Below are 25308 nucleotides of genomic sequence, written 5' to 3' on the forward strand. Positions count from 1 at the left end.
GGAAGAACTATGAAATTATTACTATCACTATTAGTCGCTATTCCTTTAGTCGCATGCAATAACCAAGCGACGACCGCGAAAGAAGCGCACACTAAAAGTGGCTTTAAAAGCCCGGGGAAACCATCGATGAAGGTCGATATGGACTATCAAATCTCTAAAGAGCGCGTGGCAGTGGGCGAAACGGTTGATATTCAATTCAACTTCAAAGGCCAAGCTAAACCGAGCAGCACAAAGTTAAAAGCCAGTAAACAGCTGGTACTGCATGGCGATAATACCATTAAGATGCAAAAATCAGGCAGCCAGCAGCCACATAAGTTTAGTGTTACGCCAATGACTGAAGGCATCCACTTAGTAACAATAATTGCTGAAGATATACAGCAGTCACATCAAAAGCCTTTTGCCATAAGAATCATTGCGGGTGACAAGCCTATTGAAGACTACTTGCAGCAAAATGGTCAGCTTCAGATTGATGAGAATGGTGAAAAAATCATCTCGATGCCAGCTGAAGAACGCTAGATCCAAACCATCAAAAAAGCCGCTTTATGCGGCTTTTTTATTAGGCACAAACTTTTATGAATTATTTCTTTGCCAAATAGCGCTGTAACAAGTAGATTGCGGCAATACTCCGTGCTTCGCTAAACTCTTCTACGTCTAATAGCTTATCGATGTCTGAAAGCTTCCATGGAACCACTTCTATGGGCTCTGGCTCATCGCCTTCTAACTTACTCTCAAACAAGTCTTCAGCGACCACCAGGTGCATTTCATGGCTTAAATACCCCGGTGCCAATGTAATTTTTTTAAGCTCCGAAAGTGACTTCGCCGCATAACCCGCTTCTTCTTGTAACTCACGGTTTGCCGCCTCTAATGCAGACTCGCCAGGATCGATCAGCCCCTTAGGAAACGCTAGTTCATAACGCTCAAGCCCCGCCGCATACTCTTTTATTAGCAGCATGGTCTCAGAATCAAGCATAGGGATAATCATGACAGCGCCATGCTTTCCAGCCTTTAAACGTTCATAAATCCGAAAAACACCATTCGAAAACTCTAACTCTAGCTCTTCAACGGCAAAGATTCGGGTTTGCGCTATGACTTTTTGGTTTTTGATTTTCGGTGTTTTTGATGTCATTTCTTGTCTCTATAAATTCAATTGCTGAGCGATTTTATGTCTTAACTTCAAACCACAGCCTTACTCAAAGTTTTCAAGCAGCTCGTCTAAGTAATTTATGCTCGGTAACTCTTTGTATGTTTTTGGCGGCAGGCTTGAATCGGGCTGTTCAATAATAGCGATATGTTTAACACCTGAATGTTGCGCTTGCATTAAGATTGACTCTGTATCATCTATAAACAAGCACTTTGACAAGGGTATTGCCATATCTTCTTCTAGCTGTGACCAAAACGAAGGCGACTCTTTCGGCTGATGAAACTGATGAGAGGTGTATAATTTATCGAAATACTGCTCGATGCGCGTCTGCTCTAATTTAACACGCAATGTTTCTGGGTGAGCATTCGTAACTAAATAAACATCTTTGCTACTCGCATGAATCTTTTCTAGAAACTCAAGGGTTCCAGGTCTAACGCTTACTTGATGAGCAAGCTTGGTTTTGTGCTCGATTATGTCAAAGCCTAACTTCTCTGCCCAAAAGTCCGTGCAATACCAATTTAGGGTACCGCTATAGTCTTTGTAGCACCGGCCTAAAAACTCTAATGACTCTTCAAGTGTCATGCCTTTATTTTTCGCATAGACGCTGGGTACTTCAGTCTTCCAGAAGCGGTTATCAAAGGACAAATCCAGCAAAGTACCATCCATATCTAATAAGATAGCGTCGATGGACTTCCAATCGCTTTGACTTAAGGTAGCTTTCCGCGCCATTCTAAATAAATCCTATCGCCTTGAGTTCGCCCCCAGCGTGTTAACCAAGTCTTGAGATTTGATGGTAACGCTGAGGTAGTGTGTAACTGCATGCTAAAGCTTTTATCCAGCGAAAGCTCGATAAATCCTTTAAGGTCCAAAACGCCCTGATTATCGACAATCGTTAACCTCAATGTATTAATCGATTCCGCTAGCTTGCTCAAGTTAAAGTTTATTGTACCGAGCTCTAAATTATTATTCGGGTATTCGATAATAGCATTTCGCCAGCTTCCAGCACCTTCTAAAGCCAGAAATTCATTATTTGCAATATGCGCAATATTGATAGTGCCACTAACCTGGCCTTTAGCACCATCGATTGCTACGTTGAAGTTTTCTGGGATAAAAGAAGCGTCGATATCAAATACGATATCACGTAACTCAAAATCATTATTAGCTAAGTTAAGATTTGCAGATAGTTGAACTTGATGATCGTCTACCTCTAAGTTTGAGCTCAATGAACCAAGGAGCAATGCCAAGGGATTTGTATCAAGCTTTACCTGCTCTAAGTGATATTGACGATAGCCCACACTGTTAGCTTCGAATGCCCAGATGGTGCCTTCCACCCCAGTAAAACTCACACCAGGAACAATGTCACTAATGAATGGCGTTGCTACTCTCGCCGGTGCAAGCGCGATTAATAAAACAATAAACAGCACGAGGGCTAATACAGCCCCCAAAACAATTTTCTTCATGACGAGTTACACTATCACTATGATGGCTTAATAAATTTAATCGAAGCATCTACCATTCCAATAGTATCAGTGTCGGACACTCTCAACGTATCCACCACAAGTCCCTGATCCTGCTCAAGCGAACCAACCCACCTCAGCACTTGGTCAAACTCAACATCATCAAGTCTTACCTGAATTTCTTCATCACGCTTTCTTTCTTCAATTCGAGAAAACCTCAAGCCGTAACGCTTACTGCTTGTGGTAATTAGTTGGTTGAGTGACTGGCGAGATACTTGCTGACCACCTGAACGTGATTGCAATGCTCTGACTTTGCTGGTTATTTCAGGTAAGTCTCGCTTCGCTAAAGTGACATTTTCGTTAAGTTGGTGTATGTGTTTTTTAACCGGCATCACCACAGCTATAAACACGATAAGCAAAACCATCATAACACCTAGGATTAGCACCATATTTCTTTCGCGGACGTTGAGTCCTGTGTACCACTGTTTGATAGAATCCATTACTTGGCCCCCACTGTAATTCTTGCAGTCCAAACACCACCATTTTCTGAAGCATTACGCATATCAACTTTAAGGCCAGCAGCCTCTAAGTTGCGTTGGGACTTAGTCAAAACGTCATAGCTCTCTGCTGTCACATCGAGGCTCAGCTGTCCGCGACTGGCAATATATTCGATTTGTGAAAACTTGATACTTTTTGTATCCATCGAAGTTACTGACTGCTCCATTAAACCGGCAAAACTCACCGAACTGCCACTATCGCCACCAATAGTTCTATAGCTATTGTTTATCTGAATCACCGCTGTTGTTAGTGGTAAGCTCGGGTAAAGTTTTTTAGTCTCCGCCAAGGTTTGCTCTTCGACCACGGACAGCTGCTTGTTTAAGTGGATAATATGACTAACAGTAAAAATAATACCTAAAAGAATAAGTATAGAAGCAGCGATTGCTGGCAGCTTCCATACACCATAGTTTCTTTGGGTTTTCTTTTGCGAGGCGAACTCTTGCTGTAGTAAGTTGATTGCCTTGTCATCAAAATTCGTCGCTAAAAATAAGAATGCATTATCGACACTGTCTTTTTGTGTCGCTAAGCCAGGAATAGTCTCTAAATCAATCTGGCTCAATTCTGTGGTATAAATTCGAAGTGCTTGTGTCACACTGAGCTCATCAGTCTGTAATTCTAATTTCAGCAGTTGCTCAACCAGACCTTGATCCGCAGACCAAAAATTATTTTGCTCTTGACGAACCAGCACCTGCTCTTCGACTAAAGCCGTCCATGCATCTTTGTAACTTGGTAAGCAAGCTGCTTCTGAGACAACATAATCAGGTTCAATGCCTGCATCTTTTAGTAAGGCCACCAACTCGGAAAAGTAGTTCTTATCAATGACGTTCACTGCCAACCTATCTTGCTCATCGAAAGCACCAAGAGCAAAGTGTTGACTGTCGACGCTGTCCAAGACTTGCTCTTCCAACTGATAAGGAATCGCTTTTTCTAGATGCTTACGATTTTTTGTTGGTGCCTGCACATTAAAACATTTCACACGATGTGCCGGAATCATCAGAACAATTTGCTGTTCTGTAATAACTTCCGCTAGCGTTTCGACATCTTCAAGGAGCAACTCTCCCTCTTGTTTAAAGCTTGCTTGCTTTTCACTAGATGCTAAAAGAATCCCCCATTGCAACGATTTTTCGTCGCTTGTGAACCGTATAAATAACCGTTCTTTCATTAATTATTCTCCAATATGGCGTGCGATCACGTGGAAGTTCGTATCGTTTTTTAACATCAATGAATGCACCACCGCAGTACCCGTATTCACTCTTGCTCGAGCGCTTAATAACAAATACTTGCTATCAAAAACTAATCGCCCTTTACCTTTCTCAGAAATTTTTCCGCTACCCAAAGCCTCGAAAAAAGAAGTCTGGTCGTAGCCATCTTCAGGCAGCTCTTCTAATGCTTGTTTAACCTGCGACAATTCAACATCCTCTAACAAAATCCAAACCAGTTCAGCATGTTCAGGCTTTACTGTATTGACGTTTATTGTGCCTTCCGTTGTAGGTAAGACACAAATAAACTCTTTAATCGAGTCATAAATCTTCGGTGTAAAGCCCTTTACAACGACCAATTCGCTGGTATGTGCCATCAAAGAATCAGCCGTTCGATAAGGAACCTCTAAACCTGTGTATGTATAGTCTTCGGCACCATCAATACCCGACGGTTCTTGATCTTCATCGATCCAGTCTTTTAGCGCAGTCGCCAAAGCCTGCGGCGATACTGTTTCTTCGCCAAGGTGAGGCTCTATCAACTTGGCAAATAAATCAACACCAGGCATGCCACTGTCGTTAGTGTCATCGAATCGTCTAGCACCACCGCTGTCATTGCCTAGATTATTACCCGAGCGTAAATTTCCACCAGTGCCCTCTTCGCCATCAGAAGGAGGCTCCATCAATACGCTATTGATATTGAAGCAGCTGTGCATATCACGAATCTGACCTTCTAGTTGCCCCAGCCCTTGTTCGATCTCAAACGAAATAGCCCCCTGGGACCAGGGTTGATTGCGATGAACTCTTTCAGCTTTACTTTCTTTAAAATAGTTACTCAGCTGATCTGTCGCAAACACCTCAGCACCGTACATATATTGATAGGCGCGAGCACCATTAATAATATTAGCGGTTCTTTGCACATGCATCTGCTGAGAATTCAATATTTGTACAGCGAGAATGCTTAATACTGAAAAAATAATCAGCACTGTGATTAAAGCAACGCCTCGATTATTCTGTAATTTCATGACTTTACCCTAAGCATCAATTTCGCCCTGCTCTTGGGTCGTTTGGCGCACCCGGCCCTTGAGGCTCTTCTGCCTCACCAGCATCATCGGCCGCCACTTCAAACTTTGGCAATGGAAATAAACGATACAACTCGCCAAAGTCTTTTAAAACAATAGTAACTTTAATAGCTTCAGGCATCGCCAAGCGCTGGTCACCGTCGACTAGCCAATCTTTTTTCCAAGTATCTTCAGTCAGAAACTCCATTTTGAACTCTTCGACTTGTGTCAAAAAGTCACGACTCATTTCTTGACCTTCACGGGCACTGTCGAGATACAACCAGTGGTGCCTCTCGATTCGGTCATCTACAAACTCGTATTTAACATGCTGTAGATTACTTCTTTTTAGCTTTGCATGATTGCGCCAGTTTGCACGAGTAAATTCAATATAGTTATTAGCCGACTGTGACTCCGCTTTCAAAAGTGGCGCGCGATCACCAAAAGAGTTGCGTCTGTCGCGCGGCACCATATGGCGAATATCGTCTTCTAGTTGCCTAAAAGCCAGCTGCACTTCTCGTAATCTCTGTATCTGCTTTTCGTTAGCGTCCGATGTTACTTGGATAAAATTAAAAACCTGTAAAGCACCCGCCAACACAACACTGAAGATAAACAGTGCGATCAATACTTCTGTCAGCGTAAAGCCTTTCGCTTTGGTTAAAGCTTTGTTCATCGACGCTGCCCACGTTCTTTGTCAGTTTTTTTACCAACAAATCCTGTCATGGTAAAAATGCCATCACTACCAAACTTAATGCTAAAGCTAACACGGCGCATGGTTTCTACTTCTGTGCCAACGACTTTTTGCTCCCACTCCCACTCTCGACCGGCGTATTCAGTAACGCCTTGCTTTGTGCCAACCGATGGCCACTCATCATCTAGTTCAAGTTCAGCAAAGTGATTTTGCGCCACATAGCTGGCCAAAGTTCGTTCTTTCGAATTACCTAGCGCGACCACACTTGACGAAAACAAGCCGGTTAACATCGGCGTAATAAAAATGGCTAGTACGGCTAAAGCAATCAACAACTCCAGCAGGCTTAAGCCTTTTTCATTTTGCCCATGCTTATTCATCGTCATCGTCTTCTAAATCAAGTTCCCAGTCGTGGCTATAGTGCCCCTTAATGGCACTTGAAAGTTCGAGTTCACCAACATAGTTTCCGGTTATGCGATAAAATACTGGCTCATCTCTATCAAGCCCAATGGTGGCAACAAAGTCATTCATCTCACCGCTTGATAGCATGTAAATTTGTGGCGTTCGCGAGGATGATTTTTTGTCATTCTCTTGCTCCGTCTCATCCGAACCCTTTTCGCCACCAGCTGAATCAGTCTCGTCCTCTTCCTCATTCGCCAGCAACGCCTCTTGCCCTTCTAAATTAATACTTGCCCGAAGAGGTTCTTCAAACTCAACCTCACGCAATAGACGATGGTCTTCTAACGGCTGCCATTTACCACCGTTATATATCAAGAAAGAATAACCGTCGGACTCAACCCTAACGCCTAGCTCGATGCCTCTAATGATGGACTCTTCTTGCGCTACTTGTAATAGCCCATAAAACTGGCGGGATTTATTTTTGAGTTTTGCTAATTCATTATCGCTTAAAGCAATCGTCGCCACCGCTATCATTAACGCAGCAATGGCTAACGCGATAAGCACTTCAATCAGGGTAAAACCTGACTGAAGTGATTTATGAGGATTGGCTTTATTGATTGTCGGAGTTGAAATTCGCTTCATGGAGATTCCAAGTACCGATATCCTTATTTTCACCTTCGCCACCTTCACGACCATCACCACCTAAGGTATACAAATCAAAATCACCATGACGGCCTGGGTAAATATAAATATAGTCTCTCTTCCAAGGATCTTTTGGCACAGACGTTGAGCCTAAGTAGCCCGAGCTTGGATAGTTTTGTGGGATAGGCTCGCTCGTAGGACGCTGAACCAATGCCTGTAAGCCTTGCTCAGTTGTAGGGTAATAGCCATTGTCAATTTTATAAGTTTGCAACGCAGTTTTAAGCGTACCAATATCACCTTTAAGCTTTTGAATATTTGCCTTATCTACGTTACCAATCAAGCTCAGGGTAACGAAAGTTCCCATAATCGCGACAATCGCTAGGGCAATTAGAATCTCGGTTAAAGTAAAACCTTTAACCTTTTTCTTGATTGAATGTGTGTTTCGTCTGTTCATCAAATTAGTCTCCATGATTAGCCTGTAATAGAGTTAGTCAGCTGGAATATTGGCAGCATCATCGCCGCAACAATAAACATCACCATACCGCCTAACGCCAAAATAATTAGTGGCCCCATAACATTTAAAGCCACGTCAATACTGTTCTCAAACAATGTCTCCTGGTTTTCAGAGACCTGCTCTAACATTTGCTCCAACTCACCGGACGCTTCACCACTTCCGATCATGTGTATCATCATCGGTGGGAACTGACCACTTTGTTGCAGTGCCACCTTGAGGCTACCACCCTCTCGAACTTTAATGGCAGCTTCGTTAATCGCCTTTCTCATCCTCAAGTTAGATAATACCTTGCCACCAATTTTCATTGCTTCAAGTAGCGGTACACCACTCGAATGTAGAATATTTAAGGTGCTCGTAAATTGAGCCGTGTTTAAGTTACTCGACAAGCGCCCAATAACCGGCATTTTCAAAATCGAAGAGTGCCACTTCAGGCGATTATCTTCTTTTCTAAGCCAGACTTTAATTCCAGCAAATGTCAGTACCGCCGCAATAAGAACATATAAACCATACGAAACAGTGAAGTTACTAATGCCAATTAATACTTTAGTAATACCGGGAAGCTCTTCGCCCATGTGTTGAAATTGTTCAACAACTTTAGGCACGGCAAAAACCATTAAGCCCGCAACCACACCAACCGCAACTATAATTAACACGATTGGGTAAACCATTGCTGCTGAAACTTTGCTACTGATTTTTTGGCGTCTTTCGGTGTAGTCGGCCAGTCGATTTAATACTTTATCTAAATGCCCCGCACGTTCACCAGCAGCAACCATCGAGCGATATAACTCGTTGAATACGGCAGGAAACTCAGATAAACCATCGGCTAAGGTATGCCCTTCCATAACCTTTGCGCGCACGCCCAAGAGAATTGTTTTTACTTTAGACTTATCGGTTTGTTCGGCGACTGCTTTAAGCGACTCTTCGATAGGTAGAGCTGCCCGTACTAAGGTGGCTAACTGCCTGGTCACTAGTGCTAGTTCAGCAACACTGATTTTAGGCGCAAAAAAACTCGCAGCGCCCTTCTCGTTTTTTTTATTTGCATCGCCAATATGGTTGACGTCTAGTGGCGTCAGGTTTTTATCACGAAGTTGCTGGCGAATTTGTCGTGCCGTATCACCTTCTAATACACCTTTTTTCTGCTTGCCTTTAACATCAAGCGCAACATACTCGAACGCAGCCATTAATCCTCCCGAGTAACCCGCAGAACTTCTTCTACCGTGGTAATTCCTTGAAGAATACGATGACGTCCGTCAGCACGAATGTTGGGCGTGGTTTGACGTGCGTGGCGCTCCATTTCTTGTTCACTGCTATTATTGTGAATCATGGTGCGCATTTGTTCGTCGATTAAGACCAATTCGTAAATACCTTGTCGACCGCGGAAGCCTTGTTGATTACAAGCGTCACAACCGACAGGGTGATAAATCGTTGGCGGCTTTTGTGGGTCGAAGCCCATCAACTCACACTCTTTAGCATTGGCTGTCGCAGGCTGCTTACATTCGTCACACAACTTTCTCACTAATCGTTGCGCTAATACTCCGAGTAAGCTCGAAGAAAGCAGGAATGGCTCAACGCCCATATCTTGCATACGAGTTACCGCGCCGATGGCGGTATTAGTGTGCAACGTAGACAGTACTAAGTGTCCCGTCAAACTCGCCTGAACCGCAATCTGAGCAGTCTCTAAATCTCGAATCTCACCAATCATGACCACATCAGGGTCCTGACGTAGAATTGCTCTCAAACCACGAGCAAAAGTCATGTCTACTTTAGGGTTGACCTGTGTCTGGCCAATACCATCAAGCAGATATTCGATAGGGTCTTCTACCGTAAGAATATTGCGCGAGGTGTTATTCAATAAGGATAAGCCCGCGTACAGCGTGGTTGTTTTACCAGAACCAGTTGGGCCTGTTACTAATATGATGCCATGCGGTTTATGCAGTAAGTCACTCATCAGTTCCATAGTGTCAGGCTGCATACCGAGGTGAGAAAAATCGAGTCGACCAGCTTCTTTGTCTAATAAACGCAGTACTACTCGCTCACCATGACTCGATGGCATGGTAGAAACACGCACATCGACCGCGCGATTTGCGATTCGAAGTGCAATTCGACCATCCTGCGGAATTCTTTTTTCTGCGATATCAAGCTTACCCATAACTTTGATACGGGAAACTAATAAAGGGGCGAGCTTACGACTTGGTTGTAACACTTCGCGTAATACACCATCAACGCGGAAACGTACCGATAGCGTTTTTTCAAAGGTTTCGACGTGAATATCCGATGCGTTTTCTTTTATCGCTTCGGTTAATAAAGCATTAATAAGCTTAATAATTGGAGCGTCGTCTTCGGCTTCTAATAAATCTTCCGTTTCTGGCAACTCTTCCGCCAATCGGAACAAATCCATCTCATCGCCCAAGTCTTCCATGGTTTGACGCGCATCGGTAGCCCCAGATTGATAGTAAGCACTGAGTTCTTTTTCAAACGCTTCTTCATCTAACCACTCAAGATTAAAGGTTAGTGGATAATGCCTTCTGACTTCGAGCAACGCTTGTGGCGAAGCACCTTCGCGCATAAAACATTTAACGCCGTTGTCAGTTTCGAGCAAAAAGACACCATGTCGCTTAGCAAAACTAAACGGCATGGTCCGGAAGCGCCCAATGTCACCTGTATTTTCGGATTCCGGACTTAATGCTTCTGCTGTATCTAACTGCTCAGACATTAGTCTTCATTTGCCTCTTCTTCTGACTGCGGCTCCTGCCCCTGATCAAGCAACATTTCCTTATCCATGTATGCTTCAAAACTTGGCGGTAATACTAACGCTTCATCATATGTTGGCATCACTGGCGAGTCGACCGTTGGCATTAAGCTAATACCTTTATTCGCTTGCTCAAGCTGCTGCGCTCGCATATAGCTGTATTTTGCATTACTGATTTCACGTAAATCTTTGTCGTCACGCAAAACCCTTGGGTGGATAAACACCATCAAGTTGTTTTTCGTTTTTTGTGTACGCTCAGACTTGAAAGCGTGGCCTAAAATAGGGATATCGCCTAACAAAGGTACTTTTTGCGAACTTTGCTGAATATCATCTTTAATCAAGCCGCCGAGAACAACCAAGCCGCCATCTGGAACCAGGACTGACGTTTTCACTTCACGCTTATTGGTTACAACGTCAACGGCGGTGGTACCGGCTAGCGACGATACTTCTTGCTCGATGTTCAAGCGAACATAGTTACCTTCATTGATTTGCGGAGTAATTTTTAGCATTACACCGACGTCTTTACGATCAACGTTCTGGAACGGGTTGTTATTATTATCGCCGAGCGTTGAGCCTGTAATAATCGGAATCTCCTGACCCGCTTTGAAAATAGCTTCTACGTTATCCAGCGTAGTCACACTCGGACGCGCTAAAGTATTCGAGTCGGTCACACCTTCTAGCGCTTTAATGAACGCCGCCCAGCTTAAGCCCGATTGGCTCATTCGTGCGATACCCAAGCCTGCGCCTTGTAGCCCACCAAGTACTTCAGCGAGCTTAACCCCATTGTCACCACCAGTATTAATCGTTTCCGTTCCGGTTATTCGGCCATCTTCGTCTCGCGTAAAAACCTCTTCCTCTTGTCCACGGTTTGCAAGCGCACCACCAGCAATCTGACCAATACTGGTTCCTGTGTTATTGAAGTTAATAATTCCCGCTGGCTGCGTGCCTGAGCCCGCTGGAGAGAATAACCACTGGATACCAAGCTCTTTCGCTGTGTTATCCGAAATTTCAACAATAATCGCTTCCACATGAACTTGCTTACGGCGAATGTCTAGACTGCGGATCACTGAATCAAACTCACGCATAATATCGGGTGGAGCAGTCAGAACTAAAGCGTTAGTCTCTTCGTGGAACTGAACTGAATAGAGCGAACGTTGCGAAGCGCCACCGCCAGCACCGGCTGCACGACCTGAGTTAGCCGCTTCTTCTTTCTGCTTAATTTCACCAATACCCGACAGAACATCAGCAACCTGCTCAGCATTGGCATATTTTAAAAATATGGTTTTGGTGTTACCGGTAGAATCTAACTGACGATCAAGGCTATGAATTAATGCTCTTAGTCGAACGCGCTGACGATTACCAGCACTCAATAAAATACTGTTAGTACGCTCGTCAGCAACATACTTTGGTGCTTTAACTTGATTAACACGCTCTTGTTGGCCACCACGATTTAAGCTTTCTAAAATACGCACGATTTCGCTGGCTGAGGCGTGCTTTAGTGGAATAACTTCAATTTCTTCGTCATTCGCCTTATCGGTGCGCTCAATAATTTTAGTAATGCGCTGCACGTTTGATGCTGAGTCATGCAAGATCAGAGTGTTGGTACCTTGTACCGCAAATAAATGGCCTGACTGCGGTGATACCAACGGGCGCAACACGTTCATGATTTGCTGTGCATCAACATTTTGTACTGGAATCACTTGGGTAATCGCCTGGTCACCATAGTCGCTTGGGTTAGAGACATTCACAGGCGAGGCTTCATAACGTGCTTTTTGATCTTGTACGATTTTAATAACGCCATTATTTTCAATAGCTTGGAAACCATGAATCTGAATTGACGAGACGAATATGTTGTAGATTTCTTCTTTGCTAAAGTCATTATTCGAGATAATGGTGACCTTCAAGCCTTTGACCCGAGGGTCAACGATCATGGTTTTACCAGTGATCCGTGCAACCGTTTCAACGACTTCTCGAATATCGGCATCACGAACATTTAATCGTTCAGCCTTGGCCATTACTGACGATAGTAATAGCACCAAGGAAAACAGCCCCATGACCGCGCCTTGTTTCCATTTAAGTCGACTCTGTTGATAACTATCCTGACTATTTAATTTGTGTTGCATTGCCTTCTCTCTTGTCTAAGTTCGGCTCTATATTTGGTCTTGAGCGAGGAGGTGAATCTGCTCTTGAGCGCCCATTATTGTTTCCTGAAACCCCTAATAATAATGTTACGGGCTGGCCATTTCGCTGAATCGTTACTTCTACCGACTCAGCATTATTTAGTTCGTTTAATATTCCCATCATTCCCTGACCGTTAAGGTCTTGCCCATTAACCGAAGTAATCACATCATTTCGGCGCAGGCCTAAGCGGGTAAACATTCGAGGGTCTTTACCTGGAGATACTTTAAAGCCAGTAACCTGCCCGCTACCATCTACTACCGGCTGGACATTGGCTATTTCTTGCAAAGCCTGAGGGTTGCTATAAACCTTTTCCTTCATTTCAGCCAGCTCTTGGCTAAGGCGCGCATCGCGACGCTTGTCGATGGTGCGCTCTGGTCCAGCTTTTACTCTCGGTTCGCTCTTTTTAGCCGAAGACATCATTTCTTGGTTTAGGTTTTCGACTAAAGTTAGCGTTTCATACTTGCCACCGTTTTTAAGGATGACCTGCAAAGTATCTACCTGATGCAAAGTGACTTGGCCCCTTACTTTTAGCTTGTCGCCAATAAAGTAAACCCCTTCTTGGCTGCCGTTAGCCTCAATAATGGCGCTACTTAATTTTTCGTCAGACGAAACGTAAGTGCCTAATAACTTTAGATTTAACTGAGTTTCTTCCGCCTCAACTTGCTCTTCTACAGGCGCGTTGGCTTGTCCGAACAAATGCATACTAGCAAGACGTTCGACATTAACCTTTTTCGTTTGGGTAGGGATTGGTGCTGACTTTATTGGCGCGCGCTCTGGCGGCGGCTGAAAATATTCAACCCACAGCCAAACCAGCTTAGCCAAGATATAAAGACTTATAATAGCCAATACCAAGGCTACAATTCGTGCTATTAACCTACCCCGTTGTTGCACGAATTGGGTAACATTGTTCATCATTGAATTCATTTATATTATTTGTGTGGGTGCCCACACAATCCTGAGTAAAGTCCTCAAATATTCTTTAGCCATCTTTCTCTGAGATAGCTTATAATGGCATATTCCCACTGAAAACGCGGAAAAGCAAGACAAGATACTGTAAAGATAAGTAAGGTTCAAGATGACAACTGACAATTCTGTGAGGTTGGACAAGTGGTTATGGGCAGCCCGATTCTTCAAGACTCGATCTATCGCCAAAGACGCTATCGATGGCGGTAAAGTCCATTGTGATGGAGTAAAAGGTAAAGCCAGTCGCGCAGTTACTGTGGGTATGAGCTTAAAAATACGCCAAGGCTCTCACGAAAAAACCGTCATCGTCCAAAGCTTATCCGACAAAAGAGGACCTGCTAAAATAGCTCAGGAACTTTATCAAGAAACGGCTGAAAGCATTAAAAATCGTGAAACCTTGGCTTTACAAAGGCAGTCCATGCCTAAGACTGAGGGTAAACCCGATAAGCGCCAGCGTCGCCAGATTCACCGCTTTAAGCGCGAAAATAGCTAAGCCATCAGCCTATACAGAGAATTCAACAGACACACAGCGGATTTTTATATGTCAGACTCGATTCAAAGATTCACATTTTCACAGCTGCCAATACGCGGCGAGATAGTAACTCTTGAAAACAGTTACCAAACTATTGTCGAGCAACACCAATACCCAGAGGCACAGCGCCAATTGTTGGGTCAAGCTTTGGCAGCCAATGCCTTATTAGCTGAAATGATCAAGATCGAAGGTAAAGTTGCACTACAACTACAAAGCCAGTCAGCCGTTAAGCTGCTGCTGACAGAGTGTACTCACAAGGGCGACCTGCGCGGCTTGGCAAAAATTAATGCAGAACAAGCAACGGAGCAATTGGATTTTCAGCAATGGACACAAAACGGTCAGATGGCGATTACCATTGAACCAGAGCAAGGTAAACGCTATCAAGGCGTGGTGCCCCTAGAAAGCCCAGAGCTTGCTGAGTGTTTGCAGGATTATTTTGAGCGCTCTGAGCAACTGCCCACCCATATTCAGCTGTTTGTCAGCGACAGCAAAGTATTTGGCTTATTTTTACAGGTATTACCGGGCAACTTACAACAAGATGTTAGCGCCGAAGAAAAGTCAAAAGCCTTTGATCATGTTAAGGCCTTAGCCGAAACCTTAAGCGCAGAAGAAGCTTTGGGATTAAACCACCAGGACTTGCTCTACAGATTGTTCCACCAAGATGAAGTGGTGCTATATCCTGAAAAATCGCTTCAATTTCAATGCGTTTGTTCTCGTGAGCGGAATGAAAAAGCGCTTGGAACTATCGAGCCGAAAGAGCTTATTGAAATGGTGCAAGACAGTGGCGGTCAGCTTGAGCTCGCTTGTGACTTCTGTAATAAGAAAGAAATCTTCACCGAGCAAGATATTATGACTTTTTTAAGCAATAGCGCCTCAAGCGACAGTATTAACTAAGCTTATACCTTGCTTCTAATTGGAAATTCTAGGCGGGCTTCAAGTCCGCCTTCTTTACGATTATGAAGCGATACTTTGCCGCGGTGTAACTCAGCAATTCTCTGAACAATAGCTAGTCCCAAGCCAGATCCACCACCACTACGCGCACTATTACCGCGCGAGAATGGCTGGAACAAACGCTCCATTTCTTTTTCGTCGATGCCAGGGCCTTGATCAAACACTGAAACTCTTACGCTATTCCCGACTACCGAAGTTTTTACTTCTAATGGGGCTCCAGCGTATTTTAGACCATTCATAATAAGGTTCGTCACCAAGCGCTTCATTGCCATCGGCTTAAAAGGTAATGGTGGCAACTGATCAAACTCATAACTGATATCTTGGGTTTGTATTCGAGCTGACTTGATACAGTCTTCGACTAGGGCGTTTAGATCGCCCACTTGATCGCGCTCATCACGACCATCACGGACAAAAGAGATAAACTGATCGATAATCTGATCCATATCCTCTGTATCTCGTACGATGCCTTCTCTTACTTCTGCTTCGTCTTCGCCCATAAACTCAGTAGCTAAACGAATACGAGTCAAAGGGGTGCGCAAATCATGAGACACACCGGCCAGTAACAATGTCCGATCTTCTTCGAGCTGCTGTACGTTTCGCGCCATCTGGTTAAAAGCCCGAGTCACAGTAACCATTTCCTCTAAGCCTTCTTCTTTTAGTTGGCCGGGGTTATCACCGCGCCCGATTTCTCTGGCCGCAAACTCTAGACGCCTCAAAGGACGACTGATTTGTTTAGTGAAGATCCAGCCACCTAATAAACTGAGCAGCAGGATTGCCGTAAAATATACAATTGGCGGGTGAATATAGAAGCCTTCGAAGGGCTCCATCGCAATACGGAACCAGACGTTGTTATGTTTCGGTGACTTAATCCAATAATAGATTTTATCCGACTCTTCAACGCGCATCTCTGTGCTCTCTTCTGGCACACCTAAGCTATCCGCCAGCTGCGAAGTCAGTACCGTGTAGAGCCTGGCCTCGCGTAATTGTTTGGGATCGCCCATACGCGTCGAAACCATTTGGATACGCTGATCGTCCATGATTTCAAGGCGCACCTCATTGCTCATTTTCCCCTCAATCTCTAGATCCTGCATGCTCATGGCCGTCTTAACGTCTGACGCCAACAACTGAACCAGCTGTTTCATCGAAGGCTGAGCAACGTACCAGGATATCGACAAATAAGAGACCCATTGGTTAATCAGCAATAGTACGCCGACCAATAAGGCAATTCGTCCAAAGGCACTGTTGGGTAAAATTCGCATAGGCTTAAAGGGCGGTTAGCAAAGCTTAAGCTTCGCCTCCATCAGGAACGAAAACATAACCCACGCCCCAAACGGTTTGAATATAACGCGGGTGCGCCGGGTCTTCTTCAATCAATCGACGCAAGCGCGATACCTGCACATCAATACTACGCTCTAGCGCCGAATAGTCACGACCACGAGCAAGGTTCATCAGTTTATCGCGTGACAAAGGTTGGCGTTGATGCTCGACTAAAGACTTTAGAACCGCAAACTCACCACTGGTCAAAGATATCGACTTACCATCATCCGTCATCTCACGCGTCGCAAGGTTAAGCGTAAAGCGACCAAAGCTTACGATTGATTCAGAGTTACTCGGCGCGCCTGGGATATGCTTTGCCTGACGTCTTAAAACAGCACGAATACGGGCTAGTAATTCACGTGGGTTAAAAGGTTTGGCTAAATAATCATCAGCCCCGACTTCAAGACCAACAATTCGATCGACTTCGTCGCCTTTGGCCGTCAACATGATGATCGGGATCGGGTTATTATTCGAGCGTAAACGACGACAAATCGACAAACCGTCTTCGCCCGGCAACATCAGGTCTAAAACCATAAGATGATAATTTTCGCGCTCTAAGAAGCGATCCATTTGTTCGGCACTTTCGACCGTACGAACGATAAAATCCTGCTCCTTCAAATAGCGCTCAAGCAAGCTGCGTAAACGCACATCATCATCAACCACTAATATTTTCGGTGTTTCCTCAGTCATGGTCTTCCCCATCCTTACCAATCACATATCAAATAAGTCACGTTTTTTTATCAATAAGCACTAAATATGACAATTTGCTGATAATAACCACGGAATGTCGAATTTAGACTTTTTTCATATTTCCACAAGCACTATACTATGACGCCATATTTTTCCCAATACACGAAAATAAGATGTTACAAATTAACCAGCAAATTGCTCAAGAGCTTAATGTCCGCCCTCAACAAGTTGAAGCGGCCGTCAAGCTTCTCGATGAAGGCTCAACCGTACCGTTTATTGCGCGTTACCGTAAAGAAGTTACTGGTGCATTAGACGATACCCAACTTCGTGATTTAGAGCAGCGACTGGGCTATTTGCGCGAGTTAGAAGATCGCCGTAGCGCCATCTTAAAAAGTATTGAGGAGCAGGAAAAGCTCACGCCAGAGTTGGAAAAGGCCATCAAAAGCGCCGACACCAAAAGCGAACTGGAAGACTTATACCTTCCTTATAAGCCTAAGCGACGTACCAAAGCTCAAATCGCTCGAGAAGCAGGTTTAGAACCTTTGGCACACGCCTTATGGCAAGATCCTACGCTTGATCCTGAGCAAGAAGCAGAAAAATACTTGAACGAATTTGACGATAAAGACAAAAACATCGCCACCACTAAAGATGCGCTAGATGGCGCGCGTCAGATTTTGATGGAAGAGTTTGCGGAAAATGCCGATTTACTCAAGCAATTGCGTGAATACTTATGGGAAAACGCTTATATCCAAGCCAAAGTGGTTGAAGGTAAAGAGCAAGAAGGCCTTAAATACTCAGACTATTTCGACCACAACGAAGCTTTCAACGCGATTCCTTCGCACCGAATTTTAGCGCTGCTGCGTGGCCGTAACGAAGGCATCTTGTCGCTACAGATGGTGTCGAACAAGAAGCTGATTGAAGACGAAGACGGCGCTGATCCTTGCGTAGGTACCATTGCGCAACATTTCAATATCCAAGATCAGGGTCGCCCAGCGGACAAGTGGTTACAGCAAGTGGTTCTGTGGACTTGGAAAATTAAACTTCATCTTTACATGGAAACCGAGTTATTAACTAAGGTTCGTGAGCAAGGTGAAGCCGAAGCCATTCGGATTTTTGCTAAAAACCTCAACGACCTATTAATGGCGGCGCCAGCTGGTGCTAAAACCACCATGGGCCTCGATCCTGGTTTACGTACGGGCGTTAAATCAGTGATCGTCGATGATACGGGTAAACTACTTGCGCACAGCACCATATTCCCACATGCGCCACAAAAGCAATGGGATCAGTCACTGCGTAAGCTTGAAACCATGTGTGAAATGCACAAAGTGGAACTTATTAGTATCGGTAACGGAACTGCTTCGCGTGAGACTGACAAGTTAGTGGCTGAGCTGATGAAAAAAGCGCCACAGCTTAAACTACAGAAAATTATGGTCAGCGAAGCTGGTGCATCGGTTTATTCCGCTTCTGAGTTAGCGGCTAAAGAATTCCCCGATCTGGACGTTAGCTATCGTGGCGCCGTTTCCATCGCTCGTCGTTTACAAGATCCGCTCGCAGAGCTAGTTAAAATCGAGCCTAAATCCATTGGTGTAGGCCAATACCAACACGACGTCAGCCAAAGCCAATTAGCCAAAAGCCTAGATGGCGTGGTCGAGGACTGTGTAAACGCCGTTGGCGTTGACTTGAATATGGCGTCTGTTCCTTTGTTAACTCGAGTTTCTGGTTTAAGCAAAACCTTAGCGCAGAATATTTATAACTGGCGAAATGAAAACGGCCGCTTCAGCTCGCGTCAGCAATTATTAGAAGTTGACCGCATGGGTCCTAAGACTTTTGAGCAAGCGGCAGGTTTCTTGCGTATCACCGATGGTGATAACGCTCTAGACAGCTCTGGCGTGCACCCTGAAACTTACCCAATCGTTGAAAAGATTATCAAAGATCTGCAATTACAAGATGTCCACCAGTTAATTGGTAACGACAAGCACTTGAAACAGATCAAGCCAGAAAACTACACCGATGAGCAATTTGGCGAGCATACTATTAACGATATTATTAAAGAGCTCGATAAGCCAGGACGCGACCCTCGCCCAGAGTTTCGTATGGTGCAATATAAAGACGGTGTAGAGACACTTAAGGATCTAAAGGTCAATATGGAGCTTGAGGGTGTCGTCACTAACGTTACCGCTTTTGGTGCTTTCGTTGATGTTGGCGTACACCAAGACGGTCTTGTGCATCTATCGGTGATGGCAAACAAGTTCATCAAAGACCCAAGTGAAGTGGTGAAGGCTGGTGACATTGTTCGCGTCTGGGTTAATGATGTTGATTTACAAAGAAAACGCATCAGCTTGTCTATGATTGGTCCAAACACAGAGAGCCAAGCTAAGTCGAGCGCTCCAACGCAACACAAAAAATCAGGACAGCACAAACCGGCCAAGAAAAAACCGCAGAAACAACCTCAAGGCGCTTTTGCAGACGCACTTTCTGCGGCATTAAAGAAGAATTAGTCACTCGAATGTTAGAGCAGGATTGCGCTGATAGCCCCTGCTCAAGCCTTCGGCAAGCCCCTGCAGGGCGCTAACACTTGCACTTTTTATCAAGTCCATGTAGTGTGCGCTAAATTGCTTGCTCAAACTGAGCCTGTGAAAGAGTCTAAACTAATGAATTTAAATAATCGTGGCTGGAACTTTTTTGGCGCATTTATCTGCTACCAGCTTATCATTACGGCCCTGTACTTTCAGTACGTTGACGGCCTAGAACCTTGTCCTTTATGTATTTTCCAAAGAGTGATGGTGGTTGCCCTTGGCGCAATTTTACTGCTAAACGCAATCCACAACCCCAGCATTCACTCCTGGGCCAATAGGATCTACCAAATTCTAGCACTACTCCCTGCTATCGGTGGCATTATCGTGGCCGGTCGCCATGTGTACTTACAGCACCTGCCTGAGGATGAAGTGCCCGCTTGTGGTGCGCCGCTAGAAACCTTGATGGATGTATTGCCATTTACCCAAGTTATCCAAACGGTACTGTCTGGAGACGGTGAATGCGCAAAGGTTAGTTGGAACTTCTTAGGACTTTCCATGCCTGAATGGATGCTTGTTATTTTTATCATTGCAACTTTGGTCATTGGATTTAGACTTGTTAGGTCTTTCCAAAAACCAAAACCATTTTAACTTTCTACTTTATTAGGTGTCCCAATGGTTCGTATTATTATTGAGCGTAACATTCTCGATGGTAAGCTCGATGACTATCATGCACTCATTCGCCAAGCTAAGAACAAAGCGAGTAACTTACCTGGCTTTTTATCGGGTGAAATCTTTCATGTGAAAGATCAACCTCGCCAAGTAATCGTTATGTCTTGCTGGGATTCTTTTGAAACGTGGGAGGTTTGGGCTGAATCTGAAGAGCGACAAGATTTGCTCGATGCCATGCGCCCGCTACTAGACTCTGATGAAAAAGTGATGGTGTTAGAAGCAACTAGCCTCAAGAAAGATTAGTTTTAATTTCAACTAGTTAGTACCATATACAAAGCCGCTTAGAGCAAATTCTAAGCGGCTTTTTTGATCCCCAGAGCATTTCTGTTGCAGTGCCCTAAGTAAATATATATTGACTTTAGGTTAAATATTATTAACATAGAGTTAAACTTTGTTACTTAAGGAGTCATTCCATGCTCAAGGATTTAACCTTTTCAGAAAAAAGTGCGTTCATTCATATCACGGCTTTAAGCCTCTTATTAATATTCACGCTAGCCACTATATGGCCATTCTTTAGCGGCTTTGAAGAATCTATCTTAGTAGTCAAACCGCTCTGGGTTGCTTTAGTAATTTTTATTCTGATAGAAATAATTGGTCATTCTGTGGTTGCCGCAAGAAACAACAAAGAAGCTAATGCTGATAGCGACGAACGCGAGCGCTTGATAGTGCTCAAGTCGAATTATTACTCTAGCCACCTACTTGGGTTTTGTCTGATTGGTTATCTTCTGATTAGCATGATTTTTCAGATCCCTTTCCTAAGCATATATTTTGTTTTTATTATTTTTGTGGTGGCTGAAATCGTCAATTATGCCTCACAACTGATTTTATTCCGCCGTGGAGTATAGTCATGGCGAAGCAAATACCAATTGACAACAATATCAAGACCTTACGCTTTTTAACCGGCGAGATGACCCAGCAGGAATTAGCCGAGCAACTAGGCGTAACGCGGCAAACGGTGGCGGCGATTGAACAACGTAAATATTCGCCGTCGCTAGAGGTCGCTTTTAAAATTTCCAAGATCTTTGGTAAGTCGTTAAACGAAATTTTTACTTATGAAGAGTCTTAGTTATGGAAGGAGAAGCTCATCAGAAGTATTTCGGCCACTCATGCTTCAAGCGCCCAGTCAAAGCGTAATAAAACATTTTATAATCTGCCGCTAACGACCAAAAGGGGTAGGTAAATGTTGCAGGCCTGTTTTTCTCAATGAAGAAGTGTCCAATCCATGCAGGGCCATAACCCGCGATCAGCACTAGAGGCAGTAACCACCACTTTTGTGCAAGGATCAGCCAAATCAACAAGGTAATTGAAAGGAAGGTTCCGATATAATGCAGGATGCGGTTTCTGGGCAAGCGGTGCTCGCCCAGATAATAAGGCCAAAACTCTGAGAAACTTGTGATTTCTTTCTTAGCCATTACTTTATAACAACTTATTTATCGCAAGCTAGTTATCACTTGAGGTACTAAGTTGGCGACTACTGATCGTCAGCAGTAGCTTCCTCAACCTCTTCTTCAGCTTTGTCTTTTAGCTCATTAAGCTCTGCTTTCGCCTCTGCGGCTGCTTCGCTCGCCTTTTCTTCAACCGCTTCCGCCGCAGCTTCAACCTTCTCTTCTACAGAGGCTTCCGTTTCCGGTGCTTTGTATGGTTCGGTTGGGTTTATGGCTAGTAACTCTACGTCAAAGATCAATGTTGAGTTACCAGGGATTTGTGCACGATCATTCTCGCCATAAGCTAAATCAGCTGGAATAACAAACTGATATTTATCGCCAACAGTCATGTACTGAAGACCTTCCGTCCAACCTGGAATTACGCCATTTAAGTTGAAGTCGATAGGTTTGTTACGGCTGTATGAACTATCAAACTCTTTACCATCGATGAAGGTACCACGATAGTGAACACGCACTGCGTCTTCTGCTGTTGGGCTTTCTGTACCTTCTGCATCTTCGATTACACGGTACATTAAGCCTGATTCTGTTTTAGTTACGCCTTCTTTCTCAGCGTACTCAGCTTGGAACTCTTGACCTTTCTTCAGATTCTCTTCAGCAGCTTTCTTGGCTTCGGCTTCGAGCTCAGCTTGCTGTTGCTTAATCTTCTCGTTTAGGTCGTTTTGGAACGCATTAATATTTTCTTTAACTTCTTCGTCATTAAATTGTGCATTACCCGCAAAGCCATCGCTCATGCCTTTAACAACAAGCTCTTTGTTGATGGTAATGTCGTACTCTTTTAATGAATCAAAGTTTGCCGACATTTGCTTAGAGAATTGCACGCCCATAGAGTAGGCAGCTTTCTCGTGCATATCTTTAAATTCAGTTTTTGTGGCTTCAACTTTTGAATCACCTGATTTATCGGCTTTCTCACCGGTATCACAGGCAGCTAATGCACCGACTAAAGCAAGTGCTACTGCTGTTTTCTTGATCGTTAATTGTGTCATTGACGATTCCCCAAATGGTTAATTAATTATTAAGACATCATATTCTGCATAGAATTCTTAAAATTGCGAATCTAATCACTCAACTTTTGAACCAGAGCACCAAGCGTTATGGCGTCTTGCTCCGCTTCCTCGCTACCGTTCATGGCGCGAACATAAGCAATTAGATTAGGCTCAACGGTATTTTTTTCAAGAATTGAATTGTTAAATCCTAGTAAAGTTTCTACTGCTTTAGATTGAACAAGGTTTTCGCCTTTTAATTCAAGCTGTAGCAGTTCCTCATACTTTTTGCGGTCGGTAAGCTTGATTTTACGCCTGCGTTGGCGCAATTTATCGACTCCTGCGCGTATGGCTTCAGTGCGCTTTCCGATTAGGCGCCAGCCGGTTTTGGATATGAGGTAGTTTCGTTGCCCTAGCCAGATAGCTAATAATAGGAAGTTTACGTTGCAGTTAAAACGATTTTGCATGGCTAAACACAGCGTCTGCACTTCACCATCGGCATAGACCACACAGGTCCAATCCCAAAATTCATCAGCCCAGTCCGCGGCCGATATGTTTTTTTCTTCGAGTACTAAATCCAGGTTACTCATGGTTTACTTTTTCTTGTTTCCCAAAAATTGCCCATATTAAAGCGATCCAGCTCGAAATAAGCAAGACACCACCTACCGGAATGATACTTCTTACCCACTCTTCCTGCGTGATCGCGTAAAAATATAAACCACCACTAAAGCCGACAATGCCCGCGAACATCATCCACCCCGAAAATAGAGTCTTTTTGTTAGGGAATTGCGCAAAAATAATGCCTATCGCTAGTAAGCCAATCGCATGATAAACCTGATAATTAACTCCAAGGTTAAACAGGTACATCGATTTCTCGGTGAGCTTACTTGATAGCGCGTGGGAACCAATCGCCCCCAATGCCACCGCTAACGCCATGAACATAGCGCCATGTAGCAAAAAGTTCTTTTTCATGATGGTGTCTAGTGTTTTAAAGTGACTCGCATTATGACAAAAATTACAGTCGTTGTAATTGCCATCTTACGCGGTAAAATAGCGAAAACACTAACTTTTTACCTATTTTGTCAAACGCTAAAGGTTCACTCAGCTCGCGCATCGGCTTAGGCTTTGCATTCGGCCTCCTCAAGTTATTTGCCAAACTTCCCTATCCAGTGGTTCTAGCCACCGGTCGTTTATTGGGACGTTTACTTTATCGTATCAAGAGCCGACGCCTGATTGTCGAAGCTAACCTGCGTTATTGTTTTAGTAAAAAAGACTTTAACCAGCGCCAAGAGATGACTAAAAAACACTTTTTAGCATTAGGCGAAGGCTTCGCTGAGTTAGCCCTGGCCTGGTATAAACCCTTTAAGAAGCTCGAAAAGTATCATGAGATTAAAGGCTTAGAGCATTATCAAAAAGCTAAAGAAAGTGGTCAAGGAATCCTATTTTTAGGCTATCACACTACAAGCCTTGAGCTCGCCGGCGCCATCATGGCGCGGTATTTAGATTTTGCCGCCTTTTATCGCCCCAATAAAAACCCAGTGCTTGATGGTCATATCCAAGCTGGTCGTAATAACCGCAGCAAAACCATGGGGCGCAATGATATTCGCTCTATTGGCAAGTGGCTAAAAAGTGGTGAAGGATTATGGCTCATGCCAGATCAAGATATGGGTCGCCATAGCACCGAATTTGCCCCTTTCTTTGGTAATCCAGCCTGCACCCTAACCTCGCCACAACGTATCGCAAAGCTAGGAAAAGCTAAAGTTTTACCCGTTAGTTATCACAAAGACGACAAAGGAGTGATGAAAGTCGAGGTTTTGCCTGAGATTGAGTTCACCGGCGATGATTATATCGACTGCACCATGACCAATAAGATCCTCGAAGCTTGTATCATGCAAGCGCCAGAGCAGTATTATTGGGTACACCGCCGCTTTAAAACCTTACCCGAGGGTCAGCGCAGTATCTACTTCCAAAAGCCACCAAAGCTAAAGCTCATCGACAGTAAACAACACGATGGCGCCCTTTATTCCGGTAAAATCCTATCGAGAAGCGATGGTATGCCAAAATTGGTGCGCACTGTAGATGGACAGCTACTCAATGTGTTCTACCGCGGCACCAGCTTAGGGGTTGATTTAACCCGAAAAGAGCTACGTACTATGCTTGATAAGTGCGCCATGCTCACTTTTCGCGGCTTTTACACCATATCGCCGAAAGAATTTACTTATTGTTCCGAGCGCAATGCCTATATGATCCGCTACCAAGAAGCACCGGGCGTGGCTCTACATCATATTCCACAAAGCCGTCGCCACCCGACGGCGATCGTTTTAGGTAACTGGTTAGCACAGCTGCATAACGAAGGGATTCGCCTCGGTGACATTCGAGAAGCTAACATTCAACTGCTACCAAACGGTAGCCCTATTCTACTGAATCCACGTAACTGCGAATTCTATCATCGAGAAATCAAAGAGAGCTTGAGAGAAAAGGATATTGTGGCCTTTATCAACGCCATTGGCTTTATCGAACAGGACGACACCAGCCAACAACTATTCCGTGAACAATATCAGTTGAATCGACTCAACGAGGTTGATAGCCCTTCTAAGTAGAA

General features: G+C 44.2%; 29 protein-coding genes. 9 read left to right on the plus strand and 20 right to left on the minus strand.

Annotated features, from left to right (window positions below; genetic code table 11):
- Positions 1 to 9 precede the first annotated feature (9 nt).
- Positions 10 to 516 carry a hypothetical protein gene (locus DL796_RS02440; RefSeq protein ID WP_110199636.1) on the plus strand — a complete coding sequence of 169 codons (507 nt, stop codon included), beginning with the start codon at positions 10 to 12 and terminating at the stop codon, positions 514 to 516.
- Between the two features lie 61 nt (positions 517 to 577).
- Here DL796_RS02440 and nudE read toward each other — a convergent pair whose 3' ends face one another.
- The 14 genes from nudE to gspC are packed head-to-tail and all read right to left on the minus strand — an operon-like array spanning position 578 to position 13507.
- Complete coding sequence (gene nudE, locus DL796_RS02445; protein ID WP_110199638.1) at positions 578 to 1126, minus strand: ADP compounds hydrolase NudE; 549 nt, start codon at positions 1124 to 1126, stop codon at positions 578 to 580.
- A 60-nt stretch (positions 1127 to 1186) separates the two neighbouring features.
- Complete coding sequence (yrfG, locus tag DL796_RS02450) at positions 1187 to 1870, minus strand: GMP/IMP nucleotidase (protein ID WP_110199640.1); 684 nt, start codon at positions 1868 to 1870, stop codon at positions 1187 to 1189.
- Positions 1849 to 2601: a type II secretion system protein N gene (gspN, locus tag DL796_RS02455; protein WP_110199642.1), complete on the minus strand. Its 753-nt coding sequence runs from the start codon at positions 2599 to 2601 to the stop codon at positions 1849 to 1851. Before gspN ends, yrfG begins: the two co-directional genes overlap by 22 nt.
- A gap of 17 nt (positions 2602 to 2618) precedes the next feature.
- Positions 2619 to 3098 carry a type II secretion system protein GspM gene (gene gspM / locus DL796_RS02460; RefSeq protein ID WP_110199644.1) on the minus strand — a complete coding sequence of 160 codons (480 nt, stop codon included), beginning with the start codon at positions 3096 to 3098 and terminating at the stop codon, positions 2619 to 2621.
- Positions 3098 to 4318: a type II secretion system protein GspL gene (gspL, locus tag DL796_RS02465; protein ID WP_110199646.1), complete on the minus strand. Its 1221-nt coding sequence runs from the start codon at positions 4316 to 4318 to the stop codon at positions 3098 to 3100. Before gspL ends, gspM begins: the two co-directional genes overlap by 1 nt.
- A 3-nt stretch (positions 4319 to 4321) precedes the next feature.
- A complete protein-coding gene (gene gspK, locus DL796_RS02470) occupies positions 4322 to 5377 on the minus strand; it encodes a type II secretion system minor pseudopilin GspK (RefSeq protein WP_110199648.1) in 1056 nt (351 codons plus the stop codon).
- Between the two features lie 16 nt (positions 5378 to 5393).
- Positions 5394 to 6083, minus strand: coding sequence for a type II secretion system minor pseudopilin GspJ (gspJ, locus tag DL796_RS02475; RefSeq protein WP_110199650.1), 690 nt, complete (start codon positions 6081 to 6083; stop codon positions 5394 to 5396).
- On the minus strand, positions 6080 to 6484 hold the full coding sequence (gspI, locus tag DL796_RS02480) for a type II secretion system minor pseudopilin GspI (RefSeq protein ID WP_227592937.1): 405 nt from the start codon (positions 6482 to 6484) through the stop codon (positions 6080 to 6082). The genes gspJ and gspI overlap by 4 nt, the downstream gene beginning before the upstream one ends.
- On the minus strand, positions 6471 to 7139 hold the full coding sequence (locus DL796_RS02485) for a GspH/FimT family pseudopilin (protein ID WP_110199654.1): 669 nt from the start codon (positions 7137 to 7139) through the stop codon (positions 6471 to 6473). The genes gspI and DL796_RS02485 overlap by 14 nt, the downstream gene beginning before the upstream one ends.
- Entirely contained in the window at positions 7108 to 7593 is a 486-nt protein-coding gene (gene gspG / locus DL796_RS02490) for a type II secretion system major pseudopilin GspG (protein ID WP_110200694.1), read from the minus strand. Before gspG ends, DL796_RS02485 begins: the two co-directional genes overlap by 32 nt.
- A 17-nt stretch (positions 7594 to 7610) precedes the next feature.
- Positions 7611 to 8834: a type II secretion system inner membrane protein GspF gene (gene gspF / locus DL796_RS02495; protein WP_110199656.1), complete on the minus strand. Its 1224-nt coding sequence runs from the start codon at positions 8832 to 8834 to the stop codon at positions 7611 to 7613.
- Positions 8834 to 10366, minus strand: coding sequence for a type II secretion system ATPase GspE (gspE, locus tag DL796_RS02500; RefSeq protein ID WP_110199658.1), 1533 nt, complete (start codon positions 10364 to 10366; stop codon positions 8834 to 8836). The genes gspF and gspE overlap by 1 nt, the downstream gene beginning before the upstream one ends.
- Positions 10366 to 12525, minus strand: coding sequence for a type II secretion system secretin GspD (gene gspD / locus DL796_RS02505; protein ID WP_227592938.1), 2160 nt, complete (start codon positions 12523 to 12525; stop codon positions 10366 to 10368). Before gspD ends, gspE begins: the two co-directional genes overlap by 1 nt.
- The gene (gene gspC, locus DL796_RS02510) at positions 12506 to 13507 is read right to left on the minus strand and encodes a type II secretion system protein GspC (RefSeq protein ID WP_110199660.1); all 1002 of its coding nucleotides are present in this window, start codon (positions 13505 to 13507) and stop codon (positions 12506 to 12508) included. The genes gspD and gspC overlap by 20 nt, the downstream gene beginning before the upstream one ends.
- Positions 13508 to 13658: 151 nt before the next feature.
- On the opposite strand from gspC, the gene DL796_RS02515 reads away from it, so the two are divergent.
- On the plus strand, positions 13659 to 14039 hold the full coding sequence (locus tag DL796_RS02515) for an RNA-binding S4 domain-containing protein (protein ID WP_110199662.1): 381 nt from the start codon (positions 13659 to 13661) through the stop codon (positions 14037 to 14039).
- A gap of 48 nt (positions 14040 to 14087) precedes the next feature.
- On the plus strand, positions 14088 to 14972 hold the full coding sequence (gene hslO, locus DL796_RS02520; protein ID WP_110199664.1) for an Hsp33 family molecular chaperone HslO: 885 nt from the start codon (positions 14088 to 14090) through the stop codon (positions 14970 to 14972).
- Between the two features lie 2 nt (positions 14973 to 14974).
- Here hslO and envZ read toward each other — a convergent pair whose 3' ends face one another.
- Together envZ and ompR are read right to left on the minus strand one after the other, a co-directional pair.
- Entirely contained in the window at positions 14975 to 16288 is a 1314-nt protein-coding gene (gene envZ / locus DL796_RS02525) for a two-component system sensor histidine kinase EnvZ (protein WP_110199666.1), read from the minus strand.
- A gap of 25 nt (positions 16289 to 16313) precedes the next feature.
- Positions 16314 to 17036 (minus strand): osmolarity response regulator transcription factor OmpR, encoded by a 723-nt coding sequence (gene ompR / locus DL796_RS02530; RefSeq protein WP_110199668.1) that lies wholly within the window; start codon positions 17034 to 17036, stop codon positions 16314 to 16316.
- A 173-nt stretch (positions 17037 to 17209) separates the two neighbouring features.
- Here ompR and DL796_RS02535 point away from each other — a divergent pair, with 173 nt between their 5' ends.
- The 5 genes from DL796_RS02535 (at position 17210) to DL796_RS02555 (ending at position 21347) form a co-directional block, all read left to right on the plus strand.
- Positions 17210 to 19534 (plus strand): Tex family protein, encoded by a 2325-nt coding sequence (locus tag DL796_RS02535; protein ID WP_110199670.1) that lies wholly within the window; start codon positions 17210 to 17212, stop codon positions 19532 to 19534.
- A gap of 153 nt (positions 19535 to 19687) precedes the next feature.
- Entirely contained in the window at positions 19688 to 20200 is a 513-nt protein-coding gene (locus tag DL796_RS02540) for a disulfide bond formation protein B (RefSeq protein ID WP_110199672.1), read from the plus strand.
- 24 nt (positions 20201 to 20224) lie between these two features.
- Complete coding sequence (locus DL796_RS02545; RefSeq protein WP_110199674.1) at positions 20225 to 20524, plus strand: antibiotic biosynthesis monooxygenase family protein; 300 nt, start codon at positions 20225 to 20227, stop codon at positions 20522 to 20524.
- A gap of 170 nt (positions 20525 to 20694) precedes the next feature.
- Positions 20695 to 21126 (plus strand): hypothetical protein, encoded by a 432-nt coding sequence (locus DL796_RS02550; RefSeq protein ID WP_110199676.1) that lies wholly within the window; start codon positions 20695 to 20697, stop codon positions 21124 to 21126.
- A 2-nt stretch (positions 21127 to 21128) separates the two neighbouring features.
- Positions 21129 to 21347, plus strand: a complete 219-nt coding sequence (locus tag DL796_RS02555) for a helix-turn-helix transcriptional regulator (RefSeq protein ID WP_110199678.1) — start codon at positions 21129 to 21131, stop codon at positions 21345 to 21347.
- A gap of 19 nt (positions 21348 to 21366) precedes the next feature.
- Here the strand turns inward: DL796_RS02555 and DL796_RS02560 are convergent, their stop codons facing one another.
- The 4 genes from DL796_RS02560 to DL796_RS02575 form a co-directional block, all read right to left on the minus strand.
- Positions 21367 to 21693 (minus strand): DUF962 domain-containing protein, encoded by a 327-nt coding sequence (locus DL796_RS02560; protein ID WP_110199680.1) that lies wholly within the window; start codon positions 21691 to 21693, stop codon positions 21367 to 21369.
- Between the two features lie 59 nt (positions 21694 to 21752).
- On the minus strand, positions 21753 to 22709 hold the full coding sequence (gene fkpA / locus DL796_RS02565) for an FKBP-type peptidyl-prolyl cis-trans isomerase (RefSeq protein ID WP_110199682.1): 957 nt from the start codon (positions 22707 to 22709) through the stop codon (positions 21753 to 21755).
- 71 nt (positions 22710 to 22780) lie between these two features.
- The gene (locus DL796_RS02570) at positions 22781 to 23296 is read right to left on the minus strand and encodes a TIGR02444 family protein (protein ID WP_110199684.1); all 516 of its coding nucleotides are present in this window, start codon (positions 23294 to 23296) and stop codon (positions 22781 to 22783) included.
- A complete protein-coding gene (locus DL796_RS02575; protein WP_110199686.1) occupies positions 23289 to 23678 on the minus strand; it encodes a DUF423 domain-containing protein in 390 nt (129 codons plus the stop codon). Before DL796_RS02575 ends, DL796_RS02570 begins: the two co-directional genes overlap by 8 nt.
- A gap of 107 nt (positions 23679 to 23785) precedes the next feature.
- On the opposite strand from DL796_RS02575, the gene DL796_RS02580 reads away from it, so the two are divergent.
- Positions 23786 to 25306, plus strand: a complete 1521-nt coding sequence (locus DL796_RS02580) for a lysophospholipid acyltransferase family protein (protein ID WP_227592939.1) — start codon at positions 23786 to 23788, stop codon at positions 25304 to 25306.
- Positions 25307 to 25308: the final 2 nt, after the last annotated feature.

It is taken from the genome of Kangiella spongicola (genome assembly GCF_003194565.2).
GTDB lineage: Bacteria > Pseudomonadota > Gammaproteobacteria > Enterobacterales > Kangiellaceae > Kangiella > Kangiella spongicola.

What these genes read in the sequence shown, in the direction of transcription:
- DL796_RS02555 (WP_110199678.1), top strand. Translation starts at nt 21,129, where the DNA reads ATGGCGAAGCAAATACCAATTGACAACAATATCAAGACCTTACGCTTT.
- envZ (WP_110199666.1), bottom strand. Translation starts at nt 16,288, where the DNA reads ATGCGAATTTTACCCAACAGTGCCTTTGGACGAATTGCCTTATTGGTC.
- DL796_RS02485 (WP_110199654.1), bottom strand. Translation starts at nt 7,139, where the DNA reads ATGAAGCGAATTTCAACTCCGACAATCAATAAAGCCAATCCTCATAAA.
- gspJ (WP_110199650.1), bottom strand. Translation starts at nt 6,083, where the DNA reads ATGAACAAAGCTTTAACCAAAGCGAAAGGCTTTACGCTGACAGAAGTA.
- gspD (WP_227592938.1), bottom strand. Translation starts at nt 12,525, where the DNA reads ATGCAACACAAATTAAATAGTCAGGATAGTTATCAACAGAGTCGACTT.
- DL796_RS02440 (WP_110199636.1), top strand. Translation starts at nt 10, where the DNA reads ATGAAATTATTACTATCACTATTAGTCGCTATTCCTTTAGTCGCATGC.
- DL796_RS02515 (WP_110199662.1), top strand. Translation starts at nt 13,659, where the DNA reads ATGACAACTGACAATTCTGTGAGGTTGGACAAGTGGTTATGGGCAGCC.
- ompR (WP_110199668.1), bottom strand. Translation starts at nt 17,036, where the DNA reads ATGACTGAGGAAACACCGAAAATATTAGTGGTTGATGATGATGTGCGT.
- gspE (WP_110199658.1), bottom strand. Translation starts at nt 10,366, where the DNA reads ATGTCTGAGCAGTTAGATACAGCAGAAGCATTAAGTCCGGAATCCGAA.
- DL796_RS02545 (WP_110199674.1), top strand. Translation starts at nt 20,225, where the DNA reads ATGGTTCGTATTATTATTGAGCGTAACATTCTCGATGGTAAGCTCGAT.
- DL796_RS02570 (WP_110199684.1), bottom strand. Translation starts at nt 23,296, where the DNA reads ATGAGTAACCTGGATTTAGTACTCGAAGAAAAAAACATATCGGCCGCG.
- DL796_RS02575 (WP_110199686.1), bottom strand. Translation starts at nt 23,678, where the DNA reads ATGAAAAAGAACTTTTTGCTACATGGCGCTATGTTCATGGCGTTAGCG.
- gspI (WP_227592937.1), bottom strand. Translation starts at nt 6,484, where the DNA reads ATGACGATGAATAAGCATGGGCAAAATGAAAAAGGCTTAAGCCTGCTG.
- DL796_RS02550 (WP_110199676.1), top strand. Translation starts at nt 20,695, where the DNA reads ATGCTCAAGGATTTAACCTTTTCAGAAAAAAGTGCGTTCATTCATATC.
- gspL (WP_110199646.1), bottom strand. Translation starts at nt 4,318, where the DNA reads ATGAAAGAACGGTTATTTATACGGTTCACAAGCGACGAAAAATCGTTG.
- yrfG (WP_110199640.1), bottom strand. Translation starts at nt 1,870, where the DNA reads ATGGCGCGGAAAGCTACCTTAAGTCAAAGCGATTGGAAGTCCATCGAC.
- hslO (WP_110199664.1), top strand. Translation starts at nt 14,088, where the DNA reads ATGTCAGACTCGATTCAAAGATTCACATTTTCACAGCTGCCAATACGC.
- gspK (WP_110199648.1), bottom strand. Translation starts at nt 5,377, where the DNA reads ATGAAATTACAGAATAATCGAGGCGTTGCTTTAATCACAGTGCTGATT.
- gspG (WP_110200694.1), bottom strand. Translation starts at nt 7,593, where the DNA reads ATGAACAGACGAAACACACATTCAATCAAGAAAAAGGTTAAAGGTTTT.
- gspN (WP_110199642.1), bottom strand. Translation starts at nt 2,601, where the DNA reads ATGAAGAAAATTGTTTTGGGGGCTGTATTAGCCCTCGTGCTGTTTATT.
- fkpA (WP_110199682.1), bottom strand. Translation starts at nt 22,709, where the DNA reads ATGACACAATTAACGATCAAGAAAACAGCAGTAGCACTTGCTTTAGTC.
- gspF (WP_110199656.1), bottom strand. Translation starts at nt 8,834, where the DNA reads ATGGCTGCGTTCGAGTATGTTGCGCTTGATGTTAAAGGCAAGCAGAAA.
- DL796_RS02540 (WP_110199672.1), top strand. Translation starts at nt 19,688, where the DNA reads ATGAATTTAAATAATCGTGGCTGGAACTTTTTTGGCGCATTTATCTGC.
- nudE (WP_110199638.1), bottom strand. Translation starts at nt 1,126, where the DNA reads ATGACATCAAAAACACCGAAAATCAAAAACCAAAAAGTCATAGCGCAA.
- DL796_RS02535 (WP_110199670.1), top strand. Translation starts at nt 17,210, where the DNA reads ATGTTACAAATTAACCAGCAAATTGCTCAAGAGCTTAATGTCCGCCCT.
- DL796_RS02560 (WP_110199680.1), bottom strand. Translation starts at nt 21,693, where the DNA reads ATGGCTAAGAAAGAAATCACAAGTTTCTCAGAGTTTTGGCCTTATTAT.
- gspC (WP_110199660.1), bottom strand. Translation starts at nt 13,507, where the DNA reads ATGAATTCAATGATGAACAATGTTACCCAATTCGTGCAACAACGGGGT.
- gspM (WP_110199644.1), bottom strand. Translation starts at nt 3,098, where the DNA reads ATGGATTCTATCAAACAGTGGTACACAGGACTCAACGTCCGCGAAAGA.